The 4,058-nt window shown below is 35.8% G+C and carries 6 protein-coding genes; 1 reads left to right on the top strand and 5 read right to left on the bottom strand.

Annotation, left to right across the window (positions count from 1 at the left end):
- Positions 1-185: 185 nt before the first annotated feature.
- A complete protein-coding gene (locus ADA55_RS17805) occupies positions 186-638 on the bottom strand; it encodes a YueI family protein (protein WP_048686341.1) in 453 nt (150 codons plus the stop codon).
- A gap of 225 nt (positions 639-863) precedes the next feature.
- On the opposite strand from ADA55_RS17805, the gene ADA55_RS17800 reads away from it, so the two are divergent.
- Positions 864-1,607 (top strand): L,D-transpeptidase family protein, encoded by a 744-nt coding sequence (locus ADA55_RS17800; protein ID WP_048686339.1) that lies wholly within the window; start codon positions 864-866, stop codon positions 1,605-1,607.
- A 388-nt stretch (positions 1,608-1,995) separates the two neighbouring features.
- On the opposite strand, the gene ADA55_RS31055 is transcribed toward ADA55_RS17800, so the two are convergent.
- The 4 genes from ADA55_RS31055 to ADA55_RS17785 all read right to left on the bottom strand — a co-directional run bounded on the left by ADA55_RS31055 (position 1,996) and on the right by ADA55_RS17785 (position 3,679).
- Entirely contained in the window at positions 1,996-2,124 is a 129-nt protein-coding gene (locus ADA55_RS31055) for a hypothetical protein (protein ID WP_260088845.1), read from the bottom strand.
- Positions 2,125-2,234: 110 nt separating this feature from the next.
- Positions 2,235-2,678, bottom strand: a complete 444-nt coding sequence (locus ADA55_RS17795) for a nucleoside 2-deoxyribosyltransferase (RefSeq protein ID WP_260088850.1) — start codon at positions 2,676-2,678, stop codon at positions 2,235-2,237.
- Between the two features lie 288 nt (positions 2,679-2,966).
- Positions 2,967-3,287: a type II toxin-antitoxin system HicB family antitoxin gene (locus ADA55_RS17790; protein ID WP_048686335.1), complete on the bottom strand. Its 321-nt coding sequence runs from the start codon at positions 3,285-3,287 to the stop codon at positions 2,967-2,969.
- A 110-nt stretch (positions 3,288-3,397) separates the two neighbouring features.
- The gene (locus tag ADA55_RS17785; protein ID WP_063577730.1) at positions 3,398-3,679 is read right to left on the bottom strand and encodes a DUF4190 domain-containing protein; all 282 of its coding nucleotides are present in this window, start codon (positions 3,677-3,679) and stop codon (positions 3,398-3,400) included.
- Between the last annotated feature and the right edge of the window lie 379 nt (positions 3,680-4,058).

The following is a 4,058-nucleotide window of genomic DNA, read 5'->3' as shown; positions in this document are numbered from 1 at the left end:
ACTGCCCCGTAAATGTTAGACACCAAACTAACATTTACGGGGTGTTTTTTCTTTCAAAAAAAGTTCCATTCCATTTCATAAATCACTAAAAACCATTATGGAAAACCTAGTCTTACTATCATGGTCCGGAATAGTCCATTCCCCCCCCTTTTTTTGTAGACAAACTAAAAACGTTGATAGTTACATCAACGTTTTTTTAATAATTTTTTAACACAGCGTTTAAAAAAGGCTGTGAAGCTTTTCTTTTTGATGACTTGCTGGGCATGAATTTGTTTCTGTATATAAATTTCTTCTTTGTTTATGGCGTTACTTTCCGCTAACACCAGACCCAAATCGGAGTTATGATCTTTGTTTAGGACGATTTTGTAAGGAATATCATGACTCATTGCCAATTTAATATATTTTCCTAGATATTGATAGTCCATCTGCCCATTTAAAAACAACTTTGAATGGGGATACTGCTTCATCATTTGCTCTATCTCCGGGTATACATTCGTTTCAAAGACTTGGCTTCTTTTTAGGACGATGACTACGCGTTCCCGTAATGTGCCTAGAAACTCCCTTCGTTCACCAGCCTTGATTTCTTTTGGACCATGGATGCCTTGTTCTAGATAGTCCTCCACCTTTAGGCGTGACAAATCTTACCCACCTCCGCTTTCACTTCAATAATGTATGTAATATGGCCAAAAATAGTGCCCATCATTCTTTTGATATGCATAAAAGTGAAATTGGATCTAAGTTTGACTTTCCCCATAGTTAATTAGTCTACCCTTATTTTAAAAAATCGTCACTTTAGCCTCACTTCATGCATAGGATAGTATATGTGTAAATGTAGGTTGCTTAAATGAGGGACGGGGAAAAACATGAAAAAATTAATTGTATTTATTTTGATTTTCGCCTTTAGTTTTTTGGGGTTCAGTAATACTTCAGGTGCGGCAGCAAGACAACTGATCATCATCAATAAAGCCAATAATCAGCTTGCCTATTACGAAAATGATAAATTGGTGAGGGTATTCATCGTGGCGACAGGTAAGAAAGCCTCCTACACTCCTGAAGGAAAGTTTAAAGTAGTGACAAAGATTGTGAATCGACCCTATTATAAAGGCAACATCAGAGGCGGAGACCCAAAAAACCCTCTAGGTAAAAGATGGCTGGGGATCAATGCAAGGAATACACCAGGAAATACGTACGCAATACACGGCAATAATGATTCTACAACCATCGGGAAATATATAAGTGCCGGTTGTATTCGTATGTATAACAATGATGTACAATGGCTTTACGATAGGGTGAGAATGAACACTGTAGTATTGATTGCCAGTTCGAATAAATCATTTGCCAACATAGCTGCCACGAATGGATTTAAAGTGAGCGGATCTGGGAGCCTTCCGGTAAATACAAACGCTACCCTGAAGAAAGGAAGCAGTGGCCCCCAAGTTATCGAACTGCAAAAAAGATTAACTAAACTTGGATACAGCACTAAAGGAGTAGATGGGTCATTTGGAAAAAACACCGAAACAGCCGTAAAGAAATTCCAAAAGTCCAAAAAACTTACTTCTGATGGAATCGTCGGACCAAAAACAAAAAAAGCACTAGGACTTAAATAATTTTCTCACTGATATCCACTGATTAGAGGATATCTTTTTTATATTTTAACTGTACACCCTATACATTATTCCCCATATCGTCTTTAATTTTCCACCAACAGATATTGACTTTATGTTATAATTTATACATCAACAGCTAATCATAATCGCACTGTCATTACATACAAGGAGGTAATACAAATGTACGATGAAATTCTAGTGAATTCCATTAAAGCAATTTTTGTTATCGGCACCATTTCGATGTTTGTGATTTTAGGATTCGTAAAAGGACGCAGGTTTTAACTTTATCCAATCGTTAAAATATCTCCACCTGCCTGGTTTCTTGTATTATTTTCGTACATGTAATCAGGCTTTAAAAAAAGCATATCCTCTATGGGCATGCTTTTCTTTACCAATTCCAATTATCCGTATTATCTAAAAGTTCATCGATGTCAAATGTATCAAGATGGAATGGAACTGACTCTTCTGCTATCGCTTCAGTGGCTAACAATAATTGGTCGATATCAATAATGGCCAAAACAGTCCTCTCCCTTTTTTAATGGTCTTTACCCTCATTTTTAATACTTTAAACAATTCGTTCAAAAGAAATTTTATTAGAGGGTATCCTTAAAATTTTACATTTGACATTTATTTAAGATGCAGTGAATCTTGTTCAGATCCTTCCGGAGAGAGCGTATGTATCAATTTAACCAGCTTATAAAAGGTCCCGCTGCAGATTGTTACCTCGGGCAGATTATGAAATATTGATTTTTTATTAATATGATAATTGTCTTTCTCAGGCGAATATACAATTATTTTCTTATTTAAAGATAAAGCATAGCCAAGCTCATATAGATTACCTTTTCCTGCGGTTAGGAAGATTAGCATGAAATCGGCTTCCTCTATCCCCTTTTTTTCATATTCTCCAATGTCGTCCGTTATTTGGTTTTTCTCATCATTCGTAATTAAATTCATGTCATTCACACAAGTAAATCCTTTTGAAGTCAATTTCTTGATCAATGATTTTACTTGCTTCAAATTTTTTTCGTCTGATGCTATATAATATTTCACACACACACCTCCAAAATATATAACTATTGATACTTTTTACCCATGTTACCTATACTATACATATTCGTTATAAAGAACGCAATATCCTTTCCCCAAAAATAATTAAATGGGGATTTTTTTAGTGAAACTAAAAACCATCATTCCTTTTACAGGTAATGATGGTTTTTTTATATTTTATGAAGTGGCACTATTATCACTATCGACTTCAGCTTACTAAAAAAATAATATGTATGTACTGGTCTGACATTCCGGGTTACAAATTCAAGTAATCCAAAATAAAAACCTTGTCCTTTAACCGGCAAGGTTTTTTTATTTTTCATATGTGATATTTTCTATTTCAATTCTGAAGGGTGCAGCCTCACATATATTAATTCCCCGATCCAGATTCACCTTTTCCATTTCGCTTGCATCCGGGATTGTTTTTTTATCGTGTATAAAATGTTCGACCATGGATTCCAACAGTTCTTGAGCACAAGCTAAGGCATCTACCCGATTCCTACCGCTAACGGAAGAAATAATTCCTTCTCGCCTAAAATCCGGGAAACAAACTTGAACGGAAAAAGAGTCGATAATCAACGGGTGCTTTTCATAATAGAATACGGCTGGGTACTCAAAGATTTGAATGGTCAAAATATCATCCCTTCATACGATATTTAGATATTTATAATAATTATAACATGAATTTCCATTTTATATAGGTTTAAATTACTTTTCTTTGTTTGTCAAGTTAATACTTACATTCAATAGGTTGATATGTCCGTATTGACTACGAAATAAAAAAACACCATGAAAATCAAAATCATGAGAACATTCAAGATTATTCCTATAATGCTGCACACTTTTCCAGCTGTCACTAAACCATTTCCAGATTCACCAGTAAGGTTCATTTCTTGTTTACTCTTCGATGCAAATATTAACCCTAAAATACCTAATATGATGCCGATGATTGGAATAAACAGGGATAATACCCCCATGATCAATGATACAATCGCTTTGCTATTGCTTCTTTTAATTTCCGACATATATTCCACCTTCTTTCTTCCTTTATATATACGGTTATTAAAAGCAAAAGATTCATTTTTTGTGTACTCATTCATTATTGATATTCCAGTTGATTCCAGAGGTCGGCTCCCTTTCCGACGGCTATCTGCCAAGCCGCATCAAAGTAAACGTCTCCGGGGTCTCGGCTAGCCATTCGGCTGGAGTGTCGTATATCTCTTCACCCATTAAGGATTACAGTATAAAACCATGAAGGATAACTTAGTTTCAACTTGTTTGGGATGAGTCCAGCCTACGGTTTTTTCTTAAAATAACATTCCAGTTGATTCCAGAAATCCGCTCCCTTTCCGCCGACTGTCTGCCAAGCCTCCTCGGCACAAGCGCCTGTGGGGTCTCGGCTAG

It is taken from the genome of Bacillus sp. 220_BSPC, from assembly GCF_001054655.1.
Lineage (GTDB): Bacteria > Bacillota > Bacilli > Bacillales > DSM-1321 > Peribacillus > Peribacillus frigoritolerans.
The sequence above is the reverse complement of the archived record's forward strand: the minus strand, read 5'-3'. Positions and strand labels throughout refer to the sequence as shown.

Bases quoted from the DNA above. Each gene is read 5' to 3' on its own strand.
- ADA55_RS17785 (WP_063577730.1), bottom strand. From the start codon at position 3,679: ATGTCGGAAATTAAAAGAAGCAATAGCAAAGCGATTGTATCATTGATC.
- ADA55_RS17800 (WP_048686339.1), top strand. From the start codon at position 864: ATGAAAAAATTAATTGTATTTATTTTGATTTTCGCCTTTAGTTTTTTG.